Raw genomic sequence first — 21,377 nt, forward strand, 5'->3', positions numbered from 1 at the left:
GTACAGACATTCGCGATACGCACACAGTGTGACCCCGGTGACACGCCGCCGTCAAGCCGCCGACTGTTGAAATTCGTACGATGTCCGTCATGGCGGACCCGAGGTGGCTGGACGAACGGGAACTGACGGCGTGGAAGCAGTTCCTCACCGTCGGCGCGATCATCAACCGGCTCGTCGACCAGCAGCTCAAACGCGACGCCGGCCTGTCGCACCCGCAGTACGAGGTGCTGGCCCGACTGGCCGACACGCCCGACGGCCGGCTGCGCATGACCGAGCTGGCCGGGGCCGCCGTGACGTCCAAGAGCGGCCTCACCTACCAGGTCGGCCAGCTGGAGAAGGCCGGCTTCGTGGAACGGCAGGGCTGCGCCGGCGACGAGCGCGGCATCGTCGCCGCGCTCACCGAGAAGGGCCGGCAGAAGCTGCGGGAGGCCGCCCCCGGCCACGCTGCGCTGGTGCGCGAGCTGTTCGTGGACGGCATGAGCCGCAAGGAGTTCACCGCGTTCGCCGAGGGACTCGGGACGCTGCACCACAACCTCCGTGACCAGGCGATCCAGACCGGGCCGAAATCCTGAGGCGTGTTCCCGCCGCGATCGGATACGCTGTGCCGCAACACGTTGACGGAGACGAGTAGCCGGGATCGACGCGGGTCGAAGAGAGCCGCCGGGAGCTGCGAAGGCGGTCCCGCGTCCCCACGGTGAAGACCCTCCCGAGTGCGGGGAGGAACGGCTCTTCGGCCCAATGCCCCGCCGGCCGGCCCCCGTCACCGGGCCAGAACGAGGTTCCCGTCAGGGGACGAAAGTGCGGTGGCACCGCGAGTTTCCCTTCTCGCCCGCACTCCCAAGGGGTCGACTCGACCACTGGAGTGGCGATGATCGCCCGAGTACTGGCCGCGGAACTGGCCGCCCACATCGGTGAACGCGTGCGCGTCGCCGGCTGGGTGCACCGTGGCCGTGAGCTGAAATCCGTGACGTTCGTGGTCGTGCGCGACCGCTCCGGGCTGGCCCAGGTGGTCACCTCCGGGCCCGCGCCGGCCGAGGAGACCGTCGTCGAGGTGACCGGCCTGGTCACCGCCAACCCGAAGGCGCCCGGCGGGGCCGAGCTGACGTCGCCGGTCGTGACCGTGCTGGGCGAAGCCGTTGTGCCGCCGCCTTTCGACCTCTACCGGCCCACGGTTTCCGCCACCCTGCCGACCATTCTGGACCATGCCCCGGTGGCGTTGCGACATCCCGCCCTGCGGGCCCGGTTCGAGATCGCCGCGGCCTCGGTCGCCGGGTTTCGCCGTGCGTTGGACGGGATCGGCTGCACCGAGATCCACACGCCGAAGATCGTCGCCTCGGCCACCGAGTCCGGTGCGAACGTGTTCGGCATCGACTACTTCGGCCGGCGGGCGTTTCTCGCCCAGTCGCCGCAGTTCTTCAAGCAGGCCATGGTCGGCGTGTTCGAGCGGGTGTACGAGGTGGGGCCGGTGTTCCGGGCCGAGCCGCACGACACCGCTCGACACCTGGCCCAGTACACCAGCCTGGACGCCGAGATCGGGTTCATCGCCGACCACCGGGACGTGATGGCCGTGCTGCGGCATGCCATCGCCGGCATGGTCGAGGCTGTCGCCGGTCGTGTTCCCGGGCCCGAGGTGCCCGTGGAGATTCCGTCCATCCACTTCGCCGAGGCCCAGAAGTTGTTGGGCGGCAGGGACGAGATCGACCTGGCCCCGGCCGACGAGCGCTTCCTGTCGGAGTGGGCCCGGCGGGAGCACGGGTCGGAGTTCCTTTTCGTGACCGGATATCCCATGGCGAAGCGACCGTTCTACACCCACCCCGAGCCCGGCAACCCCCGATACAGCAACAGTTTCGACCTGCTGTTCCGGGGTCTGGAGCTCGTCACCGGCGGGCAGCGGCTGCACCGGCACGCCGACTACCTCGCCGCGCTTGCCGAGCGTGGCGAGTCGCCGGAGGCGTACCAGAGCTACCTGGACGTGTTCGCCCACGGCATGCCGCCGCATGGCGGTTTCGCCATCGGGTTGGAGCGCTGGACGGCGAGGTTGTTGGAGGTGGCCAACATCCGGCAGACCACGCTGTTCCCACGGGACCTCCATCGGCTGACGCCCTGAGAACTGCCCGAAAACTACATTCGGTGTGCCGGAGAGCGTGACTCGCGGGGGTTCAGAGCATCGTCAGCAGCTCGGCGGCGGCGCGGGCGCCGGATTCCGCGCCGCCGTTCATATATCCCTGCGAATCCACCGACGTGTGCTCGCCGGCGAGGTGGATGTTGCCCTGGCGCTGCGCCTCATAACCAGCGAAGCGGTGGCAGTAGTCGACGGGATAGCAGCTGTAGGCGCCGTAGCTGTAGGGGTTGCGGTGCCACGCGGCCAAGGTGGCCTTGCCGGCATAGGCGCCACCAATGCCGGGAACGACAGCGTCGAACTGCGCCATCTTCTGCCGCACGGACGACCGCACGTAGGACGAGAAGGCGGTGGAGAAAGGCCTCGAGGGCTGGAAGCTCAGCGCGCCGCTGCCGCCGCCGTACTGGATGGCGATGCCCGACCGGCCGGGCTGCCCGGCGGTGGCGTCCCACACCTGCTGGTACCCGGAGTCGGAGAAGCTGATCCCGTTGGCGACGCCGGGCCAAGGGCCGCGGCCGACCCAGGGGCGTGACGAGAACTGCATGTGCAGCTTGGAGCAGAAACCCATCTGCAGCAACGAGATCGCGCCGCGCATCCGGGGATCGAAGCCGGCCCGGCTCAGGTCGAGCCGCTTCAACACACCGAGCGGCACGGTCAGGATGGTGTGGTCGACCCGTACGGCGCCGGTGTCGAAGTGCAGGGTCTGACTGCCGTCTCCGTTGCGCACCAAGGCTTCCAGCCGGTGCCCGTGCTGCACGGTGCCGGCGGCTAACGCGGCGGCGATCGCCTCGGGCAGGGTTTGGTTGCCGCCGGTGATGTGATAGCGCTCGTCGGACGCACCCCAGATCGACGGCTCGGCCAGGTCATCCTGGTCGATCATCATGTACGCCAGGTTGATCGCGGTCTGCTGGCCGGAATCCCGGCCGTACTCGACCACGTAGGCGTCGTCGAGGAACCGGCCGATCCACGTCGAGTAGCCGCCGGGCACCCGGGTGGCGATCCACTCCTGCACGCTCATCCGGCTCAGCTCCATCCCGAAAGGCGTGGCGGAGTCCCAGGTCGGCGCATCCTCGCCGGCCTTGTCGATGTCGGCCTTCAGCGCCTTGTACACGGGCTGGAACTCGGCGACGAACTCCGCGTGCGACCGGTAGCGGCCCTCGTAGTACAGCACGTCGTTGCTGCCAGCGGGTTCCGCGGCGCGGATGTCGGTCAGGCCGATGCCGAACCGCTTGCACAGGTTCCGGATCACGGTGTGGTCGGTGTCGATCAACTCGCCGCCGTACTCGGTGACCTGGCCGCCCCAGTAGTCGCGCTCGGAGAACATCCGGCCGCCGACGCGGTCGCCGGCCTCGTAGACGGTGCAGCGCACGCCGGCGTCGGCCAGCGTCAGCGCCGCGTTCAGGCCGGCGATGCCGGCGCCGATGACAGCAATGCGCGCCTTGGTGTCACCACGCGGCGCGGCGGCCGCCTTCGGTGCGCGTAACACGCTCGCCGCTCCGAGCACGGCCGCTCCAGCGCCGAAGATCTTGAGCACGTCTCGGCGCTTCATCGTGCCGGCGGCCCGCGCCGCCCGCGCCTCGCAGAACTCGGCCACCGGCAGGCCCAGCCGCTCGGCGGCGGCATGGTCGGTGGCGACTCGACGCAGGAACCGGAACATCTCCGTACGCGGCATGCCGGGAGCAAACACCAACCGAATCAGTACTGTCAACGACTTCTTGCAACGAAATCAGTCGTCAATGATGTCCAGGAATGCGCGAGTCGCAGGTGACAGCGCCACCCCGGCGGACGTCGCAGCGTGCACGGCGCGCACCGGAACCTCGTCGGGATGCAGCTGAACCAGGCAGATGTCCGGCCGCACCGACTCGGCCGCGATGGACGGGATCAGCGTGATGCCCACGCCGGCCGCGACGAAGCCCTGCTTGGCCAGCCAGTCCCGGGCCACGAAGCCGATCCGCGGCCGAAACCCGTGCGCCAGGCACGACCTGATCAGCGTCTCCTCCGGACGGTCGCTGCCGGCGATCCACTCCTCGTCGGCCAGGTCGACCAGCCGCACCCGCCGCCGACGGGCCAGCCGGTGCCCGGCCGGCAGCGCGACGAGCATCGTGTCGTCGCGGAGTTTGCGCAGGTCGAGGCCGTCGAACGGGCCGTCGCCGGACAGGATCGCGACGTCCAGCTCGCCGTCCCGCAGCCGGTCGGCCAGTCCCGGCGTGTAGCCCTCGGTCAGCGTCACCGTGACCGCCGGGTAGGCCGCCCGGAAGGCGGCGATCGCCTTCGGCACCAAGGAGGCGTCGGCTGTGGCGAATGCTCCGACGCGCAGCCGGCCGGTCGCCAGCTCGCGCAGGTCGGCCAGTTCGCGGCGAGCCGCCTCCAGCCGGTCCAGCACCGCCTCGGCGTGCAGCAGCAGCCGGCGGCCCGGCTCGGTCGGCCGGACGCCGCGCGGCAGCCGGTCGAACAGCGGCGTGCCGGCCTCGTCCTCCAGCGCGGAGATCTGGCGGGAGATCGCCGACTGGGTGTAGCCGAGCCGGTTTCCCGCCGCCGTGAACGAACCGAGCCGGGCGACCTCGACGAAAACCCGGAGCAAACCGCTCGACAATTCATGCGCGTCAGGCATGTCAGCCATGCTAGACATTCGCTGGTGGCATCGCGTGGACGGCCGTAGCGTCGAGGCCATGAACAAGATCGCGTTTCTCGGGCTGGGCTCCATGGGCTTGCCGATGGCCCGTCGCCTGCTCGCCGCCGGCTACGAGCTGACCGTGTGGAACCGGACCGCCGCGAAGGCGGACCTGCTTGCGTCGGACGGCGCCAAGGTCGCCTCCACACCGGCCGAGGCCGTGCGGGACGCCGACGTCGTCGTGACGATGCTGGCCGATCCGGACGCGGTGCACGCGGTCGTCGACGCGATGCTCCCGGCGCTGCGCGAAGGCACCTACCTGATCGACATGTCCTCCATCGGTCCGCAGTCCTTCGCCGACATCGTGGCCAAGCTCCCGGAAGGCGTCACCGCGATCGACGCCCCGGTGCTGGGCAGCGTCGACCGTGCCGCTTCCGGTGAGCTCGCGCTGCTCGTCGGCGGCGATCCGACGCCGGTGCAAGCGATCCTCGACCAGTTCGGCCGCGTCACCCGCTGCGGCGGACCGGGCACGGGCTCGGCGTTGAAGATCGTCGTCATCACCGCCGTCATCGTCGGTGTCACCGAGATCGCGGAGGCGGTGAAACTCGCCGCCGCCTACGGACTGCCCGAGGATCTGGTCAACGCCGCCCTGAACAACAGCCCGCTCGCCGGCGTCGCGGCGCGGGCGTTCGCGGAGGGCGTGTACTACCCGATCCGCTTGGCCGCCAAGGATGTCGCGCTCGCGACGGCATCCGAGGACCTGCCGCTGGCTCGCACCGTGCACGAGCGGCTGACCTCGCTGGCCGACGCGGAGCAGGACCTGGGCAAGGTAGTCGAGCAGCTGCGCTGAACCCGATCGGCTGCCGTCGCGTCGAGACGGACGGGCGCGGCGCGAACCCGGGCGCGCCGCCGTGTACTGTGCCCCGCGACCAGCGGAAACTGCGGGGGTGACGTGGCGGAACTGGCGTCGCGCGACTACGAACGCATGCTCGACCTGGCCGTTGCGGTGATGGACAGTCGCAACGTGGACCGGACGTGGTCGCTCGTCGCCGACGAATTGGTCCGATCATTGCACGGCACGACGTGCGTGCTGTCCCGCAGCCACCGGTTCGTGAGCCGCGTGATCGTGCTGGACGAGGTCGAGGTGTGGACGCCGTGGTACCGCGGCGTGCTGCCACCCGACGCCGCCGAGCACGCCCGGATGCCACTGCATCCGCTGGTGCGGCACTACGCCGAGACCGGCGACGGCGAGCCGCGGACCGTCAGCGACCTGCTCGACGACCGGACGTGGCGGTCGACGGAGACGTTCAGCGCGCTGCGCGGGACCTCCGGCGCGACAAGGCACATCGCGCTGCCGCTGCACGAGATGTCCGGCGCCAACCGGGGTTTCGTGCTCGGCCGCGCCGGCGCGGACTTCACCGACCGGGAACGGGCGTTCGTGCGCCGGCTGCAACCGTTGCTGCGTCGGGTGGACGGGCACGTGCGGCAGCTGAAACGCTGGCAGGACAAGGCCGTTGACGGCGTCGACCGGGCCGCCGAGCTGAAGCTGACCAACCGCGAGATCACCGTGCTGTCGCTGCTGGCGTCCGGGCTAACCGCCGGCGGCATCGCCAACCGGCTCGGCGCGTCACCGCGAACCGTGCACAAGCATCTGGAGAACATCTACCGCAAGCTCGGCACGTCCGACCGGCTCACCACCGTGCTGCGGGCCCAGCGGCTCGGGCTTCTCCCGTCATAGCAGGGAAATCCCACTGTCGGCCGCGATGCGGCGCAGCGACTCGACGCTGTCCCGCGTCGCCTGCACCGTGCCGCCCACCGGCGCCGAGTAGTGCGTCTCGATCGACAGGTAGTCCTCGTAGCCGGCGTCCGCGAGGCTGCGCAGCTGGCCCGCCCAGCCCACGATGCCGTTGCCCGGCTTCACCCAGCCCTCGCCGTACGCGTAGTCCTTGACGTGCACGTGCGCCACCGCGTCCGCGACCTTGCCGCAGTTCACCGGGTCCGGCTCCGCGTTGCGGAAGCGGGCCTCGTTGGCCGGGTCCCAGACCACGCCCAGCAGGCCCGGGGCCATCTTGGCCAGCAGCTCGTCCGCCTCCGCCACCGTCGCCACCATGCACGCCTCGTCGATCTCCAGCAGCAGCGTGAACCCCGCCGCCCGGGCCTGGTTGGCCGCCGCCGACAGCACGTCCGCCAGCCACGGCAGGTACCAGTCGCGGTCGTCCACCCGCAGGCCCGAGAACACCCGGATCGCCTTCGCGCCGACCAGGTCCGCGATCTCCATGCCGCGGTCCAGGTGCTCCCAGATCGCCTTCGTCGCCTTCAGGAAGGGCGTGTCCACCACCGGGCAGGCGAAGCCGCCGGCCGCCAGCGCGTCACGGAACTCGCGGAGCCGCTGCTGCTCGTGGTGCACCACGTTGCGGCCGCCGACACTGCGCAGCTCGACCGCGGACAACCCGAGCGCCTCGCACTCGCGCAGCGCCGTGTCCAGGTCGGGCGCGATCTCGTCGGTGATGACGGACAGCCGCATGGTGCTTCCACTCCACAGTCGGCAGGGGTTACCCGGTGGAGTACCAGCTACCGCCGGTCGGCGCAACGGCTACCCCGCGTCACAGTCCCGGTTGGCCAGGACAGAGGCGACGATCGGTCGAAAATCCGAGCCGATGGTTCACAAGTTCGGTTCACCCACCCGCCCTCCCCAGCCGACCGGCAGCGGCCGGGTTCCGTGGGGTCACAGCCCTGCCAGCTCCCGGTTCACCACGGAGTACCGCCGCACGGTCGCGAATCCGAGGCGGTGGTTGACGTCGGCCATGTACTGGTTGGCGACGGCGGTGGAGGTCCATACCCGCTGCACATCGGGCTTGTCGGCGGTGATCCAGCGCAGCATCGACGCCTTCATGGCCTGGCCGAGGCCGTGGCCGCGGTGGGCGGCGAGTACGGCGGTGTCGCGTTGGGCGGCGAGGTCGGGGCGGAGGGGCTGGAGGTCGAGCTCGGTGAGGCCGACGACCTGGTCGTCAGCGACGGCGGCGACCACGCGGCGTTCGATGCCGTGCTCGAGGTAGGCGGCCTCCAGCCGGCGGACGCGGGCGACGGTCCAGTCGGGGGTCCGGAAGGCGGACTCGCCGGGCGGGGCGTCGCCGATGGCCCGGCGGGCACGGGCGTAGGACTCGACAAGATGGTCGGGGGCGCGGCCGATCCAGCGGACGAGCCGATAGCCCGCAGGCGGGGAGACGTCCCAGACGGCCGGATCGACCTCGGCGAACTCGAGGAGCTGGAAGACGGAGGTGTTGACGGTCCGGAAACCCAGCGCGGCGGCGAAGCGGGCCCCCGGGGAGTTGGACTCGACGCGCGAGACCTCGGCGATCAGGCGGCCGCGTTGCCGCAATACGGAAGCGGCAGTGCGCAGCAGCTGGGTTCCGATGCCACGGCGGCGTAACTCGGGGTGCACGACGAGCCGGATCATGCTCAGGTGCTCGTTGCCGTCGACGGGCAACTGGGCGGCGAAGGCGCCGGCCAGCCGGCCGTCGACGCGCGCGGTCCAGAACAGGCGTTCGCCGAGATCGACGTCGGGATCGCGGAGCCGGGCGAGCACGGTCTCCCGGGTCGGCGGCGCGACGTTCGGGTAGTCGGCCCGGGAAACCGCCAGGTGCAGCTCGTGGTGCTCGTCGAGGTCGGCGGCGAAGGCGTCGACGAGCCGGATGTCCGGCGTCACGGCTCGATGATCCACGTGTCGAGCCGCAGCGACCGGCCCTTCGACTGCACCTCCACGGGCGCGGCGTCGCTGAGCCGGGCCCCGAGCGCCTTGGCCACGGCCACGCTGGCGGCGTTCTCCGCCTCGATCTCCAGCAGCACGTGCGGCAACCCGACGGTGCGCAGCGCGAACTCGGTGATCACCTGGGTGGCGCGGACGGCGATGCCCTGCCGGCGGTGCCGCTTGCCCACGACGTAGCCGACCATGCACAGCGCGGGCCGCAGGAACACCATGCCCAGCGGCACGTCCTCGCCCGGACGGGTGATGGCCAGGTGCAGCCGGTTCTCCTCGGCCCGGGTCCGGCGCATCGTCGCCAGGTACTCCCGCGCGGCGGCCAGGTCGAACGGCGAGGCGATGGGCGTGCGCAGCGCCACATCCGGGTCGTCGAACAGGTCGACCATCACGGGCAGGTCGGCGTCGCTGAAATCCCGCAGCAGCAGGCCGTTCCCGCTGATGACCAACGGCGAGGCGAACGGGTTCATACCGCAACAATGCCAGAGATACCGGTTCGACATCGGCCGGACGATGCTGCACGATCGGGCCTCATGCGCTTCATCGTGGACACCGACGTGCGGGTCGTTACCAGGGACGGCACGGCGCTGGCCACGAACGTCTGGCGGCCCGCGGACGAACGCCCGGCCCCGGTTCTGTTGCTGCGCACCCCGTACGGCAAGGACGACATCGCCAGCTACGGCGGCAACCGGCCGAACCTGTTCGCCCTGCTGGAGGCCGGCTACGCGGTGGTGATCCAGTGCTGCCGGGGCACCGCCCGCTCCGAGGGCGTGCACGTCCCGCACGAGACGGAGGCCGCCGACAGCGCGGACACGATCGCCTGGCTGCGCGAACAGCCTTGGTGTGACGGCAACATCGGCGGCTTCGGCGCGTCGTACCAGGGCGCGGTGCAGTGGCAGTCGGCGGAGTTGTTGCAGGCAGTGGCCCCGACGTTCGCCACCGCCGACTTCTACCTGGCCCCGTGGTACTCCCCCGGCGGCGCGATGTCACTGCACACCGTGCTCACGTGGATCACCGCCAACGCCGCCGGCGAGGCGCTCAAAGCCGGCGCGGTCGCCGACCTGCCGGAGATCATGCGGCAGCAGTACGACACGCTGCCGACCCGTGACCACCCCGTGCTGGCGAAGCATTTCCCTTGGCTGGACACGGTTTTCGACCACCCCGAGCACGACGGCTACTGGCAGCGGCTCGCCCCGGCGGCGAAGGCGCCCGCGTTGAGCGTCGGCGGCTGGTACGACGTCTTCGTCAACGAGACCGTTCGCGGCCACAACGAGCGTCTGGTCATCGGGCCGTGGACGCACCTGAGCACCGATTACCGCAGCGCCAACCTCACCGACGCGCACCTGCGGTTCTTCGACCAGTGGCTGCGCGGCAAGCCGGACGACTCCGCGCCGGTGCGGATCTTCGTGATGGGGATCGACCAGTGGCGTGACGAGCAGGCGTGGCCGTTACCCGACACCCGGCGGATGGACTACTTCCTCGGCGACGGAACGCTTTCCGGCACTGTGCTGTCGTCCGGCTCGCTGACGTACCGATACGACCCGCTGGACCCCGTGCCCACCATCGGCGGCAACACCCTCGCCGCCGACGCCGGCCCGCGCGACCAGCGGCCCGTCGAAGCGCGCGAGGACGTGCTGTGCTTCACCGGCCCGCCGCTGACCGATCCGCTGGAGGTCACCGGGCACGTGTCGTTGACGCTGTTCGTGTCCAGTTCCGCTGTCGACACGGATTTCATGGGCAAGCTCGTCGACGTGCACCCCGACGGCACCGCGATCAACCTGTGCGAGGGCATGCTTCGTGCCCGGTACCGGCATTCACTGTCCGCGCCGGAACTGCTGACGCCGGGCCGGGTGTACGAGCTGACCCTGGACCTTTCCGTGACGTCGAACGTGTTCCTGCCCGGCCACCGGATCCGGTTGGAGGTGGCCAGCAGCAACTTCCCGCGCTACGACCGGAATCCCAACACCGGTGGGGTGGTCGCGGCCGCTGGTGCGGCGGATGTGGTGGTCGCGGAGAACACGGTGCACTTCGGGGCGGCCCGGCCGAGTCGGCTCTCGTTGCCGGTGATCGACCGCGTCACTTCCACGTGACCAGTTCCTCCAACGGCTTCCGCCGGGCGGCCAGGCGCGCCACCGGCACCTTCGGGTCGTCGTCGGAGTAGCCCAGCGTCATGATCCCCGACAGGCCGACGTCCTCGGGCAGGCCGACGACCTCCGCCAACCCCTCCGCGTGCGGGCCGAAGAAGCCGGTGGCCAGGCCCTCGTTGGCCGCGGCCAGCTGCAGCATCGCCAGCAGGCTGCCGCTGTCGAACCACCAGAACGGCACCGGCCAGCCGATCTCGTTGCCGTTCTCGTCGAGCTTGTCGGGTTGCTGGTAGCGCTCGTGGTAGGAGTCCTCGCGCACGCCGACGACCACCAGCACCGGGGCGACCGAGATCCACGGCTCCATGCCGGCCTCCAGGTACACCGGCTCGGCCAGGTCGGCGACCTTGCGCCGGAGCCCCGGGTCGGTGATCACGATCAGCCGGTGCCCCTGGCTGAACCCGGCGCTGGGCGCGCGGTGCACCACCTTCACGACCCGGCGCAGCACGTCCTCGGGCACCGGGTCGGGGCGGTAGCTGCGCACCATCCGGCGGGCGCGGAGCACATCGGCGAAGTCCACGGGCGTCTCCTCACGAGCGGGGCCAGGCGCCTTCAGCATGCCGACGGCGCGCACCGCCGCCAAGACGTTCGTCCGGTGACGCCCCTTTCCCTTGCCCCGAACGGGCAGTGATCAGCACCGAATGCTTGCGGATACGGACAACCCCGCGCCCGGCGACCTCGTGGTGCAGCGCGGACAACTCCTCGTCGGTCAGATCGCGGTCCACGCAGCTGGCCAGGTACGCCACCACCGGCTCGGCGGTCGGCACGACGAGCTCGTCCTCGTAGCGGATCATGTCGATGTCGTCGAAACCGCCGCTCAGCAAGGCGTTCGCGTTCTCGGCCCGGAACGAGAGGGCGGCGGCCTCCGGGAACGACATCGGCAGGTCGACCTTCGTGGCGATCTCCCACAGCTCCGCCATGTGGCCGCCGCCGTTGGTGGTCGCGACGAGCCAACCGCCGGGACGCAGCACTCTCCGCAGCTCGGCGACGGCGTGGGCCGGCTCGTCGACGTGATAGAGCATGTGGCAGGCGATGGCGCCGTCGAACGTTCCGGCGGGGAAGGGCAGGGCGTCGGCGCTGCACCGGGCCGGCGCGAATCCCTTGCCCCGCAAGGCGGTGCACATCGCGGCGGAGAAGTCCGTCGGCACGAGGTCGATCTCCGGAACGAAAGGCCAGAGCGCTCCGGTGCCGGCGCCGACTTCCAGCACGCGCTGGCCCGAGCGCAGCGGCAGACGTTCGCGGACCCAGTCGTGCCAGGGCTGCGGATCCGTGCCGTAGCCGTGCAGGGCGATCCGGGCGGCGAGCTTGTCGGTGCTCCGGTACTGGCTCAGCGCGTGGGCAGCAGTCACGCCCTCACGATGCCATGGCCAGCCTTCGACCGGCCCAGATCAGCATCGCCAGCTGCACGACGCTGAACAGCACCAGCACGACGAGGCTGGACAGCACGGTCAGGGCGACGCCGACCACCAGCACCGGCAACGCGAGACCGAGGTAGGCGGCCAGGAACACGCCGGCGAGGACCTCGCCGCGGAGGTCGGGCGGGGCGAGACGGGCGACGGTGCCGACGGCGGCACGGAAGGTGAGGCCCAGGCCGACGCCGCCGACAACGACGCCGGAGGCGAACAGCAGGGCGCTGCCAGCGAGAACGCTGGCGGGGACGACGAGCAGCGACACGGCCATGGCGCCGAGGCCGACGAGCAACTGACGGCGCAGCGGCACGGCGGCGAAGAGCACCTGGGCCAGTGCGGCCGCGGCGAAGACGGACATGGCGACGAGGCCGCCGACCAGCAGAGAAGCCTCGTGCAGGGAGTGCTGGAGCAGGGTGGGCGCGAGGGAGAGGAACAGGCCGCTGAGCATGTAGCCGGCGAACCCGACGGCGGCGGCGCCCCAGAAGGCGGGACGGGCGGAGCGAGGGAGCGACAAGTGCTGCGGACGGTAGCGAGGGCGGCCTTCGTTGCGCTCCACGGTCTCCGGCACCAGCCACACGGCGGCGGCCGCCACCACGAGCAACACCAGGAAGATCGCGTACGGCACGGTCAGCGGATCCGTCACGTAGCTGGCCAGCAGCCCGCCGACCAGCGGCCCGAGGCCGAGACCGCCCATGTTGACCATGGCGGAGAGCAGGCCGGCGTCACGGCCGGGATGGGACACGGCCCGCAGCTCGGCGAGGTGCGCGGTGGCGGTGGCGGTCAGAGCGCCGATGCCGACGCCGCAGACGAACCGGGCGATGATCAGTCCCGGCACCTCGGGCCAGGTCAGGAACACCAGGGCGGCGAAGGCCTCGGCCAGCGTCGCGGCCAGCACCATGCGCCGCCGGCCGAGCCAGTCGCTGACGTGCCCGATCAGGTACATGCTGGTCACGACGCCGATCGCGTACGCGGCGAACACCATGGTGACCACAACCGTGGGGAAGCCGTCGCGTTGCTGGTAGAGCCGGTAGAGCGGGGTCGGCAGGGTGGACAGCGCGAGCGACAGTGCGAACGCGGCGGCCACCACCCAGAAGCCGCCGCCATGGCCCAGCCGCCGCACCGGGCGAGCGACCATCAGCGTGGAAGTCATGGCTCCAGCCTGCGACGCCGTGAGCATCGAGTCCAACGAAAGATGCTGGTGACAGTTATCGACCCGATGCGATAATCACGAGATGGAGACGCGTCAGCTGGAGTACTTCGTCGCGGTCGCCGAGGAGCTGAGCTTCACCCGCGCCGCGCAGCGGCTGCAGGCGGTGCAGTCGACCGTGTCGGCCGGTGTCAAGTCGCTGGAGTCGGACCTGCGCACGACCCTGTTCGACCGGTCGACCCGCGCCGTTGCGCTCACCCCGGCCGGCGCGGCGTTCCTCCCCGAGGCGAAGGCCGCCCTCGCGCAGCTGGATCGCGCGAAGGCCGTCGTGCAGGAGGCCGGCGCCGGGCTGCGGGGCAGCCTGCGCATCGGCACCATGATCAGCGTCGGCTCCCTCGACCTGCCCGGCCTGCTCGGCGCGTTCCACCGCCGGTATCCGCTGGTCGACCTGCACCTGACGATGTCGACCACCGGCTCGACCGGCCTGGCCGAGGACGTCCGCGCCGGCCGGCTCGACGCCGCGCTGTTGGGGCTGCCGCCCTCGGAGCTGGCCGGGCTGCGGGCCCGCCGGCTGAGCCACCACTCCTACGTCGTGCTGGTGCCGGCCGAGCACCGGCTCGCCGCCCGGGCCGCCGTGACGATCACCGACCTGGCCGGCGAGGATTTTGTCGACACGCCAAGGGGTTTCGGCAACCGGATCGCGGTCGAGCGGGCCTTCGAGGCGGTCGGCAAGCCCCGACGGGTGGTGGCCGAGGTCTCCGACCTACGGCTCGTGCCGGACTACGTGCGCGCCGGGCTGGGCATCGCCGTCGTGCCGGACCTGGAGATCGTCCGCGCGCCCGACCTGGTGCGGATCGAACTGCTGGACGCGTCGGTGGAGTGGCTGGTGACGCTGGTGTGGCTGGCCGACCACCGGCCCAGCCGGGCGTTGAGCACACTGCTGGGACTGGTCGAAGTCATGTTGACGGCCGGCGGCGACGGCGAATAGCGTTTCCGCGGGTGAGCGACGAGACGTTCCGGCTGCTGGTCAACGGCGCCGAGGTGACGGTCGAGGCCGACCGCGACACCCCGTTGCTGTACGCGTTACGCAACCAGCTGGGCCTGAAGGGCACGCGGTTCGGCTGCGGCCTCGGGTTGTGCGGGTCCTGCAACGTGGTCGTGGACGGGCGGGCCGTGCACTCGTGCGACACTCCACTGTGGTCGGTCGAGGGCAAGGAAGTCGTGACCGTGGAGGGGCTCGGCGACACGCCCCTGCAACGCGCCATGATCGACGAGCAGGCGGCGCAGTGCGGCTACTGCGTGTCCGGCGTCGTGATGACGGCGACCGCCCTGCTGGCCAGGAACTCCTCGCCGTCGGAGACCGAGGTTCGCCAAGCCCTGGACGACAACCTGTGCCGCTGCGGCGCGCACAACCGGATGGTCCGGGCCGTGGTGAAGGCCGCCCGAATCGAGGCTGCCCGGACCGAGGCTGCCCAGACAGAGGCAGCACGGTGATCCCGCCCAATCTGGCGACGAATCCGCGGCTGTCGCACTGGATTTCCGTGCACCCCGACGGCACGATCGACGTCCGTTGCGGGAAAGTCGAGCTGGGACAGGGCATTCTGACCGCATTGGCGCAGATTGCCGCCGATGAGCTGGATGTCGACTACGGCCGGATCCGCATGGTGCCGCTGACCACCGATTCCAGCCCGGACGAGGCGCTGACCGCCGGCAGCCGCTCGATCGAGCACTCCGGCGCCGCCCTGCGCCAGGTCGGCGCCGAGGTCCGGGCCGTCTTCCTTGCCGCCGCCGCAAGGGTTCTGGGGACCGATTCGCTGTCCGTCGTCGACGGCGTGATCAACGGCACGGTCAGCTACTGGGACCTGCTCGACGACGTCGACCTGGACGTGGAAGCGACCGGCAACGTCTCGCCGAAACCCGTTGCCGAGCGGCGAATCGTCGGCACCAGCCCGGCCCGGCTGGACATTCCCGACAAGGTGTACGGCCGTCCGCGGTTCATCCATGACCTGTCGCTGCCCGGCATGCTCTACGGCCGTGTCGTCCGGCCGCCGTCCCGTGGCGCTACCCTGGTTTCGTTGGATGCCAACGAGGCCCTCGCCCTGAACGGCGTCGTCGATGTGGTGCGGGACGGCGACTTCCTCGGCGTGATCGCCACCCGCGAGGAGATCGCCCTGCGCGCCAAGGAGTTGCTGCGCTGCGAGTGGACCGAGCGGGACAGCCTGCCGGATGTCGATGCCCTGTCGGAGTTCCTGATGTCCCGGCGCACCGAGGACGTCACTCTCGTCGATGAGTCCACTGAGGACTCCGGCACCACGACCGTCAGCGCCGTGTATTCAAGGCCGTATCTGGCCCACGCCTCCATGGCGCCGTCCTGTGGCATCGCCCGCTGGGACGGCGACAAGCTGGAGCTGTGGTCGCACAGCCAGGGCGTCTACCACCTGCGCAAGGACATCTGCCGGACGCTCGGCGTCGCCGTCGACCAGGTCACCGTGCACCACGTCGAGGGCGCCGGCGCGTATGGCCACAACGGCGCCGACGATGCCGCCTACGACGCCGTGCTTCTGGCGAGGGCGGTCAACGGGCGACCCGTGCAGGTGGTCTGGTCCCGTGCCGACGAACTCGGCTGGGCCCCTTTCGGTGCCGCGATGGCGATCCGAATCGAGGCCGACCTCGACGCGGCGGGCGAGATCACGGCCTGGCGGCACGACGTCTACAGCAACGGCCACGTCTCACGGCCGGGCGTGTTCGACGTGCCGTCCTTGCTCGGCGCGCAACTACGGACCGGTGCTTCCCCACCGGTGTCGATGGACCCGCCATTCGCCGGCGGCGGCGGGTCCGAGCGCAATTCCGTTCCGCTGTACAGCTTCCCGGGCCAGCGCGTGGTCAAGCACCGGCTGCTGGAGATGCCGCTGCGCACCTCGTCGCTACGGTCGCTCGGCGCGTACACCAACATCTTCGCCATCGAGTCCTTTGTGGACGAACTGGCCCTGCGTGCCGGCGCCGACCCCGTCGACTACCGCCTGCGGTACCTGGAGGACGAGCGAGCCCACGCCGTGATCAAGGCCGCCGCCGACGCCGCCGGTTGGGCCGATCGGGGCGACGGCTGGGGATTCGCCTTCGCCCGGTACAGCAACCACGGCGCCTACTGCGCGGTCGTCGCCGAGGTCGAGGCGGAGACGGAGGTCCGGGTCAAGCGGCTCACCCTCGCCGTCGACGCCGGCGCCGTGGTCAGCCCCGACGGGCTGCGCAACCAGGTCGAGGGCGGCGCCGTCCAGAGCACCAGCTGGACGGTCAAGGAGCAGGTGCGGTTCGACCGGTCCCGCGTCACCAGCACCGACTGGGAGTCCTACCCCATCCTGCGGTTCTCCGAGGTCCCGGCCGTCGACGTCGTCATCGTCGACCGCCCCGACCGGCCCAGCCTCGGGGCCGGCGAGACCGCCCAGGGCCCCACCGCCGCCGCCATCGCCAACGCCCTGCACTCCGCCCTGGGCGTCCGCGTCCGCCACCTCCCCCTGACCCCGGCCAACATCATCGCCGCCATGTGACCCCGGCGAGTCGCGCTCTGGGACCCACCGAATGTAGGTTTCCGACAGAACTGAGCCTCGGGGCTCAGTTCTGCCCCGTCCTTGCATTCGGTGGGTCTGAGAGCGCGACTCGCGCGACGGAGTTGCGTTCTATCAGCTCGACGGGTAGCACCAGCCGCTTCGGCGGGGAGCTGGGGTCGGCGATGCGTTCCAGCAGCAGCCGCGCCGCCTCGTAGCCGATGTCGTAGTGCGGGATCCGGACCGTCGTCAGCGCCGGCCGCTGCTTGTCGACGAACGGCATGTCGTTGAACCCGGTCACCGAGACATCCTCGGGACAGCGCAGCCCCAGCTCGGCCAGCGCCCCGTAACAGCCCAGGGCGATCATGTCGTTGCCGGCGACGATCGCCGTCACGGACACGCCGCCGGCCAGCAGCCGCCGGGTGGCGTCGTAGCCGGCCTGCTCGCTGAAGGCGTCGCAGAACTCGACGCCGGACGGGGTCAGCCCGTGCGCGGACAGCCCGTCGAGGAACGCCCGGTACCGCTCCACGCCGGTGGAGGTGTCCTGCGGCCCGGCCAGGTGCCCGATCCGGCTGTGCCCCCGCTCCACCAGCAGGTTCACCAGCGCGCGCACGCCGGCCCCGCTGTCCGCGACGACGGAGGCGACGTCCCCGGCGTCGGTGCGCCGGTTGACCAGCACCACCGACACGTCCGGCCCCAGCGGCACGCCGTCCCGCTTGCTGGTGGCGAGGATGAACCCGGCCAGCTGCTGCCCGCGCATGGTGGCCAGCAGGTCCCGCTCCCGCTCGGCGTCGCCGTCGGTGTTGCCGAGCAGCGCCAGGTAGCCGGCCTCCCGCAGGGCGTCCTCGACGCCGCGCACGATCGGCGGGAACACCGGGTTGCGCAGGTCGGGGATGACCACCCCGACCACCGAGGACGTCCGGGTGCGCAGGCTGCGCGCGGCCGAGTTGGGCGAGTAGCCCAGGGCCCGCGCCGCCTCCACGATCCGGGCCGCCGTCCGCGGGCTCACCTTGTCCCTGGTCTGCGGGTTCAGCGCACGGCTCGCGGTCGCCGCGTGCACGCGGGCCAGTTCGGCGACGTCCTTGATGGTCGCGGGCTTGTCCATCGTGCCAGCATATTGACTGTCCGTGGTGGCGAGGCGAACTCACTCGTCCGGAGTCAACCCATCATCGACCGACACACCCTCGGGCTCCAGCTCCAGCCCGGCCCGACGGGCCTGCTCCAGCACGAGAGCGGCGAAGTCCTCCTCGGTATGCCCAGCTCCGACGGCCGACGCCACCAGCTGGGCGACCGCCGAGGCGACCGGCATCGGCGCCTCCAGACTGCGCGCGGCGGCCAGCCCGAGGTCGAAGTCCTTGCGCAGCAAGGGCATCGTGAAGGTCGGGGTGAAGTCCAGGTTGACCAGCGCGGGAGACTTGTACCGGGTGAACACCGAGCCCAGCACCGAGTCGTTGAGGAACTCCAGGAACGCCGCCCTGCTGACGCCGCCCTTCTCGGCCAGCACGGTGATCTCCGACAGCGACTGGATCACCACCCCGAGGAACACATTGTGAGCGATCTTCACCAGCCGGGCGACCTCGTCCTCGCCGACGTAGGTCACGCCCCGGCCGAGCACCCGCAGCACCGGCTCGACCTCGTCGAACACCGGGCGCGGCCCCGACACGGCCAGTGTCAGCCGGCCGGCGGCGACGACCTTCGGGTTGCCGCTGACCGGCGCGGCGAGCAGCTCGGAGCCGCGCTTGCGGGCGGCCATCCGCACCGCGGCCGACGCCTCCTCCGACACCGTGGAGGAGTCGATCACCACCCGCGGCGCGGTCTCGGGATCGGTGAGCAGGCCGTGCTCGCCGGAGGTCACCTGCTCCAGGTCGGCGGACGCCGCCACCATGGTGAACACGATGTCCCGGCCGGCGAGGTCGACCGGCCGGTCGACGACGGTGGCGCCGAGCCCCTCGGCCTTGGCGCGCGTCCGGTTGTACACGGCGACGTCGTACCCCGCGGCGCACAGCCTTCTGACCAGAGCGGCGCCCATCCGCCCCGCGCCGATCCAGCCGATGCTCGGTGAAGCCATGACACTCCTCGACGCCGTGTCTGCAATCGTTCGCAGCCACGATGCCCGGGGAGTCACGGGCCGTCAACCATTCCACCGCCACCGACTGTTGCACTGTGCAAGACTCGGGGCTCGACAAAACGGACGGGAGAGGCGATGCGGGTGCTCGTGTGCGGCGCCGGGGTCGCCGGGCTGACCACGGCGTGGTGGCTCGGCCGGCGCGGCTGGGACGTGCTGCTCATCGAGCGCGACGAGCACCCCCGCGACGCCGGGCACCTGCTGGACGTCGGCGGCCCCGGCTACGACGTGCTCGACCGGATGGGCCTGCTGCCGACGCTGAACGCGAACCGCCGGCACATTCCCGCCATCGTGTACGTCGACGAGGACGGCGGCACGCTCGCCACCGTCAGCTACCTGGCCACGGCCGCCCTGCTGAAGGGCCGGCTGCTCACGGTCATGCGCGGCGACCTCGAGGCGGCGCTGACCGCCGTGCTGCCGCCCCGGGTGCAGCTGCGGCGCGGCGTCGAGATCACCGCCGTCGAGGACGGCGATGGGCCCGTTCGGGTGACGTTGTCCGACGGCAGCGTGCAGGAGGTGGACCTGCTGATCGGCGCGGACGGCCTGCACTCGACCGTGCGGCGGCTGGTGTTCGGACCGGACCGCCTGTACATGCGGCCGCTGGGCCAGCACTGCGCGACCTTCCTGTTCCACGACGACGAGCTCGCGGCCTGCCTCGGACCGGACCTGAAGGTGCTCAGCCTGGCCGACCGGCAGGCGGGGTTCAGCCGTACCACCGACGGGCGGGTCGCGGCGTTCCTCGTGCACCGGGGCGACCGCTCCCCCGCCGATCCGGTCGCCGAGGTGCGCAGCCGCTGCGCCGGCATGGGGTGGATCGTCGACCGGGCGCTGGCGCAGGCCCCGCCCTCGCTGCACCACGCCCCGGTGACGCAGGTCGAGCTGGCCAGCTGGCATGTCGGCCGGACCGTGCTGGTCGGCGACGCCGGCGCGGGCGTGTCGGCGCTGGCCGGCCACGGGGCGTCGCTGGCGGTGTTCGGCGCCTTCCGGCTGGCCGACTCGCTGCTGCGGTCGATGGATCCGAGCAGCGGCATGGCCTCGTACCAGCAAGGTCTGATGCCGGCGGTGCAGCAGGTGCAGCGGGCCGGCCGGCGGGCGGCCGGCTGGGTGGCGCCGACGACACGCTGGCAGATCGCCATCCGGGACGCGGTGCCCGCACTGTCCGGCGGGGGCTGAGGCACACTGGTGTCATGCCGCGCACACCGGGCGAAGTCGCCGAGTCAACCGACGTGGACGCCGTCACCGACGCCGTGTTGTCGGCGTCGAGGCTGCTGGTCGCCGTGTCCGCGCGGTCCATCGCCGCCGTGGACGAGGCGATCACGCTGGCCCAGTTCCGGCTGCTGGTGATCCTGAACGCGGTCGGCGCCACCAAGCACGCGGCGCTGGCCGACCAGCTGGGCGTGAACCCGTCGACCGCGAGCCGGATGGTCGACCGGCTCGTCGCCGCCGGCATGGTGGTGCGGGAGACCAACCCGGCGTCCCGGCGGGAGATCGTCATCGAGCTGACCGCCGAGGGCCGGCGGGTGGTCCGGCAGGTGACGGCCCGCCGCCGCAAGGAGATCGCCAAGATCGTCGCCCGGATGCCGGAGTCGGCCCGGGTCGGCCTGGTCGACGCCCTCCTCGCCTTCACCGACGCCGGCGGCGAGTCCGCGATCACCGTCGCCCCCGACTCCGCCTGGTCCTGACCACCCCCGCGAGTCCCGCTCTCCGACACACCGAGTTGCGGATTCCAGCACCCCACCGTTGCCACATGCGCTTCCCATTGCGCACAGATGCCACACAGCAAGCGCATGTGGCACGACGGGGGGCTACCGGTACTCCGGGTTCTGGAAGTCGAAGCGGCAGCCGGCGTCCCACTCCGAGCGCTGGTTGCCGTGCGCGGGGATGCCCCCGGCGTCGGAGAGCATCCGGGCCAGGTGCATCAGGTTCCACGTCATGAACGTGGTGTTCCGGTTGGTGAAGTCGTTCTCCGGCCCGCCCGAGCCCGGGTCCAGATAGGACGGTCCGGGCCCCGCCTCGCCGATCCAGCCGGCGTCGGCCTGCGGCGGCACGGTGTAGCCGAGGTGCTGCAGGCTGTAGAGCACGTTCATCGCGCAGTGCTTGACGCCGTCCTCGTTGCCGGTGATCAGGCAGCCGCCGACCCGCCCGTAGTACGCGTACTGGCCGGCGTCGTTGAGCAGGTGGGAGCACGCGTACAGCCGCTCGATAACCTTCTTCATCTCGGAACTGTTGTCCCCGAGCCAGATCGGCCCGCAGAGCACCAGGATGTCGGCGGCCAGCACCTTCTCGTAGATCGCCGGCCACGCGTCGGTGGCCCAGCCGTGCTCGGTCATGTCGGGCCACACCCCGACGGCGATGTCGTGATCGATGGCGCGCAGCACCTCGACGGTCACGCCGTTGCGGGCCATGATGCCGCTGCTGATGTCGATCAGCCCGTCGGTGTTGCTGATCTCCGGGGACCGCTTGAGCGTGCAGTTGACGAACAGCGCGCGCAGGTCGTCGAAGGCCATGGTCGGGGGCTCCTTCCGG

General features: G+C 71.1%; 21 protein-coding genes. 10 read left to right on the forward strand and 11 right to left on the reverse strand.

The features are described from left to right. Window positions 1–89: 89 nt before the first annotated feature. Both BJ998_RS07305 and aspS read left to right on the forward strand, forming a co-directional pair. Complete coding sequence (locus tag BJ998_RS07305) at window positions 90–572, forward strand: MarR family winged helix-turn-helix transcriptional regulator (protein ID WP_184859648.1); 483 nt, start codon at window positions 90–92, stop codon at window positions 570–572. A gap of 296 nt (window positions 573–868) precedes the next feature. Beyond that, window positions 869–2,107 (forward strand): aspartate--tRNA(Asn) ligase, encoded by a 1,239-nt coding sequence (gene aspS / locus BJ998_RS07310; RefSeq protein ID WP_184859650.1) that lies wholly within the window; start codon window positions 869–871, stop codon window positions 2,105–2,107. Window positions 2,108–2,159: 52 nt separating this feature from the next. Here the strand turns inward: aspS and BJ998_RS07315 are convergent, their stop codons facing one another. After that, window positions 2,160–3,791 carry a flavin monoamine oxidase family protein gene (locus tag BJ998_RS07315; protein WP_184859652.1) on the reverse strand — a complete coding sequence of 544 codons (1,632 nt, stop codon included), beginning with the start codon at window positions 3,789–3,791 and terminating at the stop codon, window positions 2,160–2,162. A gap of 54 nt (window positions 3,792–3,845) precedes the next feature. Continuing rightward, the gene (locus BJ998_RS07320) at window positions 3,846–4,730 is read right to left on the reverse strand and encodes a LysR family transcriptional regulator (protein WP_221337911.1); all 885 of its coding nucleotides are present in this window, start codon (window positions 4,728–4,730) and stop codon (window positions 3,846–3,848) included. A gap of 7 nt (window positions 4,731–4,737) precedes the next feature. Here BJ998_RS07320 and BJ998_RS07325 point away from each other — a divergent pair, with 7 nt between their 5' ends. Together BJ998_RS07325 and BJ998_RS07330 are read left to right on the forward strand one after the other, a co-directional pair. Further along, on the forward strand, window positions 4,738–5,580 hold the full coding sequence (locus tag BJ998_RS07325) for an NAD(P)-dependent oxidoreductase (protein ID WP_184859656.1): 843 nt from the start codon (window positions 4,738–4,740) through the stop codon (window positions 5,578–5,580). Window positions 5,581–5,682: 102 nt separating this feature from the next. Beyond that, window positions 5,683–6,468: a helix-turn-helix transcriptional regulator gene (locus tag BJ998_RS07330; RefSeq protein WP_184859658.1), complete on the forward strand. Its 786-nt coding sequence runs from the start codon at window positions 5,683–5,685 to the stop codon at window positions 6,466–6,468. Here the strand turns inward: BJ998_RS07330 and BJ998_RS07335 are convergent. From BJ998_RS07335 to BJ998_RS07345, 3 genes are all read right to left on the reverse strand, one after another. Next, window positions 6,463–7,254, reverse strand: a complete 792-nt coding sequence (locus BJ998_RS07335) for a sugar phosphate isomerase/epimerase family protein (RefSeq protein ID WP_184859659.1) — start codon at window positions 7,252–7,254, stop codon at window positions 6,463–6,465. The two genes, BJ998_RS07330 and BJ998_RS07335, sit on opposite strands and share 6 nt — an antisense overlap. Before the next feature lie 201 nt (window positions 7,255–7,455). Next, a complete protein-coding gene (locus tag BJ998_RS07340; RefSeq protein WP_184859661.1) occupies window positions 7,456–8,436 on the reverse strand; it encodes a GNAT family N-acetyltransferase in 981 nt (326 codons plus the stop codon). After that, window positions 8,433–8,957, reverse strand: coding sequence for a GNAT family N-acetyltransferase (locus tag BJ998_RS07345; RefSeq protein ID WP_184859663.1), 525 nt, complete (start codon window positions 8,955–8,957; stop codon window positions 8,433–8,435). The genes BJ998_RS07340 and BJ998_RS07345 overlap by 4 nt, the downstream gene beginning before the upstream one ends. Window positions 8,958–9,020: 63 nt before the next feature. On the opposite strand from BJ998_RS07345, the gene BJ998_RS07350 reads away from it, so the two are divergent. Beyond that, window positions 9,021–10,577 (forward strand): CocE/NonD family hydrolase, encoded by a 1,557-nt coding sequence (locus tag BJ998_RS07350; protein WP_184859665.1) that lies wholly within the window; start codon window positions 9,021–9,023, stop codon window positions 10,575–10,577. Here BJ998_RS07350 and BJ998_RS07355 read toward each other — a convergent pair. From BJ998_RS07355 to BJ998_RS07365, 3 genes are read right to left on the reverse strand one after another with little or no spacing between them, the layout of a single operon-like run. Then, on the reverse strand, window positions 10,564–11,148 hold the full coding sequence (locus tag BJ998_RS07355; RefSeq protein ID WP_184859667.1) for a nitroreductase family protein: 585 nt from the start codon (window positions 11,146–11,148) through the stop codon (window positions 10,564–10,566). The genes BJ998_RS07350 and BJ998_RS07355 overlap by 14 nt on opposite strands. Before the next feature lie 10 nt (window positions 11,149–11,158). Further along, on the reverse strand, window positions 11,159–11,977 hold the full coding sequence (locus BJ998_RS07360; protein WP_184859669.1) for a class I SAM-dependent methyltransferase: 819 nt from the start codon (window positions 11,975–11,977) through the stop codon (window positions 11,159–11,161). 4 nt (window positions 11,978–11,981) lie between these two features. Then, window positions 11,982–13,187, reverse strand: coding sequence for an MFS transporter (locus BJ998_RS07365; protein WP_184859671.1), 1,206 nt, complete (start codon window positions 13,185–13,187; stop codon window positions 11,982–11,984). A gap of 82 nt (window positions 13,188–13,269) precedes the next feature. On the opposite strand from BJ998_RS07365, the gene BJ998_RS07370 reads away from it, so the two are divergent. The 3 genes from BJ998_RS07370 to BJ998_RS07380 are packed head-to-tail and all read left to right on the forward strand — an operon-like array spanning window position 13,270 to window position 16,729. Next, window positions 13,270–14,172 (forward strand): LysR family transcriptional regulator, encoded by a 903-nt coding sequence (locus BJ998_RS07370; RefSeq protein WP_184859673.1) that lies wholly within the window; start codon window positions 13,270–13,272, stop codon window positions 14,170–14,172. 11 nt (window positions 14,173–14,183) lie between these two features. After that, window positions 14,184–14,678 (forward strand): (2Fe-2S)-binding protein, encoded by a 495-nt coding sequence (locus BJ998_RS07375; protein ID WP_312889975.1) that lies wholly within the window; start codon window positions 14,184–14,186, stop codon window positions 14,676–14,678. Next, window positions 14,675–16,729 carry a xanthine dehydrogenase family protein molybdopterin-binding subunit gene (locus BJ998_RS07380; RefSeq protein ID WP_221337913.1) on the forward strand — a complete coding sequence of 685 codons (2,055 nt, stop codon included), beginning with the start codon at window positions 14,675–14,677 and terminating at the stop codon, window positions 16,727–16,729. The genes BJ998_RS07375 and BJ998_RS07380 overlap by 4 nt, the downstream gene beginning before the upstream one ends. Before the next feature lie 64 nt (window positions 16,730–16,793). On the opposite strand, the gene BJ998_RS07385 is transcribed toward BJ998_RS07380, so the two are convergent. Together BJ998_RS07385 and BJ998_RS07390 are read right to left on the reverse strand one after the other, a co-directional pair. Beyond that, window positions 16,794–17,831 carry a LacI family DNA-binding transcriptional regulator gene (locus BJ998_RS07385; protein ID WP_184859675.1) on the reverse strand — a complete coding sequence of 346 codons (1,038 nt, stop codon included), beginning with the start codon at window positions 17,829–17,831 and terminating at the stop codon, window positions 16,794–16,796. A 39-nt stretch (window positions 17,832–17,870) separates the two neighbouring features. Continuing rightward, the gene (locus BJ998_RS07390) at window positions 17,871–18,794 is read right to left on the reverse strand and encodes an NAD(P)-dependent oxidoreductase (protein WP_184859677.1); all 924 of its coding nucleotides are present in this window, start codon (window positions 18,792–18,794) and stop codon (window positions 17,871–17,873) included. Window positions 18,795–18,929: 135 nt separating this feature from the next. Here BJ998_RS07390 and BJ998_RS07395 point away from each other — a divergent pair, with 135 nt between their 5' ends. Both BJ998_RS07395 and BJ998_RS07400 read left to right on the forward strand, forming a co-directional pair. Continuing rightward, entirely contained in the window at window positions 18,930–20,024 is a 1,095-nt protein-coding gene (locus BJ998_RS07395; protein ID WP_184859679.1) for an FAD-dependent oxidoreductase, read from the forward strand. 14 nt (window positions 20,025–20,038) lie between these two features. Then, entirely contained in the window at window positions 20,039–20,533 is a 495-nt protein-coding gene (locus BJ998_RS07400; protein ID WP_184859681.1) for a MarR family winged helix-turn-helix transcriptional regulator, read from the forward strand. Window positions 20,534–20,656: 123 nt separating this feature from the next. On the opposite strand, the gene BJ998_RS07405 is transcribed toward BJ998_RS07400, so the two are convergent. Beyond that, the gene (locus tag BJ998_RS07405; RefSeq protein WP_184859683.1) at window positions 20,657–21,358 is read right to left on the reverse strand and encodes a flavodoxin family protein; all 702 of its coding nucleotides are present in this window, start codon (window positions 21,356–21,358) and stop codon (window positions 20,657–20,659) included. Window positions 21,359–21,377: the final 19 nt, after the last annotated feature.

Source organism: Kutzneria kofuensis (assembly GCF_014203355.1).
GTDB lineage: Bacteria > Actinomycetota > Actinomycetes > Mycobacteriales > Pseudonocardiaceae > Kutzneria > Kutzneria kofuensis.

What these genes read in the sequence shown, in the direction of transcription:
- BJ998_RS07315 (WP_184859652.1), bottom strand. Translation starts at nt 3,791, where the DNA reads ATGCCGCGTACGGAGATGTTCCGGTTCCTGCGTCGAGTCGCCACCGAC.
- BJ998_RS07365 (WP_184859671.1), bottom strand. Translation starts at nt 13,187, where the DNA reads ATGACTTCCACGCTGATGGTCGCTCGCCCGGTGCGGCGGCTGGGCCAT.
- BJ998_RS07390 (WP_184859677.1), bottom strand. Translation starts at nt 18,794, where the DNA reads ATGGCTTCACCGAGCATCGGCTGGATCGGCGCGGGGCGGATGGGCGCC.
- BJ998_RS07350 (WP_184859665.1), top strand. Translation starts at nt 9,021, where the DNA reads ATGCGCTTCATCGTGGACACCGACGTGCGGGTCGTTACCAGGGACGGC.
- BJ998_RS07405 (WP_184859683.1), bottom strand. Translation starts at nt 21,358, where the DNA reads ATGGCCTTCGACGACCTGCGCGCGCTGTTCGTCAACTGCACGCTCAAG.
- BJ998_RS07325 (WP_184859656.1), top strand. Translation starts at nt 4,738, where the DNA reads ATGCTAGACATTCGCTGGTGGCATCGCGTGGACGGCCGTAGCGTCGAG.
- BJ998_RS07400 (WP_184859681.1), top strand. Translation starts at nt 20,039, where the DNA reads ATGCCGCGCACACCGGGCGAAGTCGCCGAGTCAACCGACGTGGACGCC.
- BJ998_RS07335 (WP_184859659.1), bottom strand. Translation starts at nt 7,254, where the DNA reads ATGCGGCTGTCCGTCATCACCGACGAGATCGCGCCCGACCTGGACACG.
- BJ998_RS07385 (WP_184859675.1), bottom strand. Translation starts at nt 17,831, where the DNA reads ATGGACAAGCCCGCGACCATCAAGGACGTCGCCGAACTGGCCCGCGTG.
- BJ998_RS07345 (WP_184859663.1), bottom strand. Translation starts at nt 8,957, where the DNA reads ATGAACCCGTTCGCCTCGCCGTTGGTCATCAGCGGGAACGGCCTGCTG.
- BJ998_RS07320 (WP_221337911.1), bottom strand. Translation starts at nt 4,730, where the DNA reads ATGCCTGACGCGCATGAATTGTCGAGCGGTTTGCTCCGGGTTTTCGTC.
- BJ998_RS07370 (WP_184859673.1), top strand. Translation starts at nt 13,270, where the DNA reads ATGGAGACGCGTCAGCTGGAGTACTTCGTCGCGGTCGCCGAGGAGCTG.
- BJ998_RS07395 (WP_184859679.1), top strand. Translation starts at nt 18,930, where the DNA reads ATGCGGGTGCTCGTGTGCGGCGCCGGGGTCGCCGGGCTGACCACGGCG.
- BJ998_RS07305 (WP_184859648.1), top strand. Translation starts at nt 90, where the DNA reads ATGGCGGACCCGAGGTGGCTGGACGAACGGGAACTGACGGCGTGGAAG.
- aspS (WP_184859650.1), top strand. Translation starts at nt 869, where the DNA reads ATGATCGCCCGAGTACTGGCCGCGGAACTGGCCGCCCACATCGGTGAA.